The 1,929-nt window shown below is 61.5% G+C and carries 2 protein-coding genes; both read right to left on the bottom strand.

Annotation, left to right across the window (positions count from 1 at the left end; all coding sequences use genetic code 11):
• On the bottom strand, positions 1 to 664 hold a 664-nt coding region (gene istB / locus AB2L51_RS14985), incomplete at its 3' end, for an IS21-like element helper ATPase IstB (protein ID WP_395583031.1).
• Positions 654 to 1,929 (bottom strand): IS21 family transposase (istA, locus tag AB2L51_RS14980; protein WP_395583030.1); only part of this gene is annotated, 1,276 nt, incomplete at its 5' end. The genes istA and istB, both read right to left, overlap by 11 nt.

Genomic DNA, 1,929 nt, shown 5'->3' with positions numbered 1-1,929 from the left:
CCGTTGTCATCTTCGGGTCACCAAAGACGTCTCCCCATTCACTGAAGCTCAGATTGGTTGTGATGATGACACTGGTGCGCTCGTAGAGGCGGCTGAGCAGATGGAACAGCAGGGCGCCCCCAGACGCACTGAAGGGGAGATAACCGAGTTCATCAAGGATCACGAGATCCAGGCGGAGCAGCCTGTCGGCAATCTGCCCGGCCCGGTTGGCGGTCTTTTCCTGTTCGAGCGCATTGACCAGATCGACCGTTGACCAGAAGCGCGCCTTCTTGCGGTGATGGGTGATCGCCTGGATGGCCAGCGCGGTCGCCAGGTGGGTTTTCCCGGTTCCCGGACCGCCGATCAGCACGACATTTTCAGCACGCTCGATGAAGTCCCCGCTATGGAGCTGGCGGATCATGGGCTCGTTGACCTGCGTATCGGCAAAGGAGAACCCGGACAGGTCCTTGTAGGCGGGGAACCGGGCGGTCTTTGTCTGGTAGGCGATGGAGCGCACTTCGCGTTCGGCCAGTTCCGCCTTCAGGAGTTGTGAGAGGATGGGGATGGCCGCCTCGAAGGCAGGTGCCCCCTGCTCGATGAGGTCGGCCGTGGCCTGGGACATGCCATACATCCGCAATCCACGGAGCATGACCACAAGTGAAGCAGCCGCAGGATCATGACGCATGGCGGCTGTCCCTTCGCAGGATGTCATACCGCCCTGTATCGGCGCACGGTTCGTGTTCGAGCACCAGGGCCTGTGGGGCATCGAGCCGGGGAACCACGGTTCTCTTGGCATCGATCAGGCGATGAAGCGTATTGAGAACATGGGTCTTGGTCGCCACGCCGTCTTCAAGTGCCAGTTCAACCGCGCAGAGGACAGCCTGCTCATCATGCTGCAGCACAAGGGCCAGGATTTCAGCCATTTCCCGGTCGCCTCCAGGCCGCCTGAGCAGTTGATCCTGCAGGGTCCGGAAGGCGGCTGGCAATTCGGTAAACGGCGCGCCATTGCGTAGGGCGCCCGGTTTGCGCTGGATGACCGCCAGATAATGCCGCCAGTCATACACCGTGCGGCCTGGCACACCATGCGAACGCGTGATGATCCGGTCATGCACGCACAGAACTTGCCCTTCGGCGATAATGCGCAGCTTGTCGGGATAAACCCGCAGGCTGACCGGACGATTGGCAAAGGAGGCCGGCACGCTGTAGCGGTTGCCATCGAACTGGATCAGGCAGGTTGGTGAGACGCGCTTGGTCTGTTCGACAAACCCGTCAAAGGGACGCCCCGGCACCATGAGGTGAGGACGCTCGCTAGCATGGACCTCGGCGATGCTCCGGGCCAGTTCGATATGCTGCAGCCGTTCCCAGCAGTCCAGGCAGCGGGCTTCCAGCCAGGCATTCAGCGCCCCCAGATCAGGAAAGGCAGGCAGATCCTGCCAGATCTGGCGCCGGGCATCCTGCACGGTCTTCTCGATCTGCCCTTTCTCCCATCCGGCTGCCGGATTGCAGAAGGTCGTCTCGAACAGGTAATGGCTGGCCAGGGCCATGAAGCGCAGATTGACCTGACGTGCCTTGCCAGAGCCAATCCGGTCCACGGCGGTCTTCATGTTATCAAAAATACCCCGCCGTGGCACGCCACCGAGCACGCGGAAGGCCTCGGTCAGCGCATCAAAAAGCATCTCGTGGGTCTGCAGGGGATAGGCCCTGAGTATGAAGGCCCGGCTGAAGGACAGTTTGGTGTGGGCAACCTGCAGCTTGACGCGACGGCCGGCAATGACCGCCCAGTCCTCGCCCCAGTCGAACTGGAACGCTTCCCCGGGCTGGAAGCACAGGGGCACAAAAACACCCCGACCCGTTGTCTGGCGTGCTTGGTGCTGTTCGTGTTTCCACTGCCGGATGAAAGCGGCCACCCGTCCGTAGGATCCATCATAACCCAGTGCCACAAGGTCTTCA

This window comes from Acetobacter fabarum (genome assembly GCF_040702925.2).
GTDB lineage: Bacteria > Pseudomonadota > Alphaproteobacteria > Acetobacterales > Acetobacteraceae > Acetobacter > Acetobacter fabarum_B.
The sequence above is the reverse complement of the archived record's forward strand: the minus strand, read 5'-3'. Positions and strand labels throughout refer to the sequence as shown.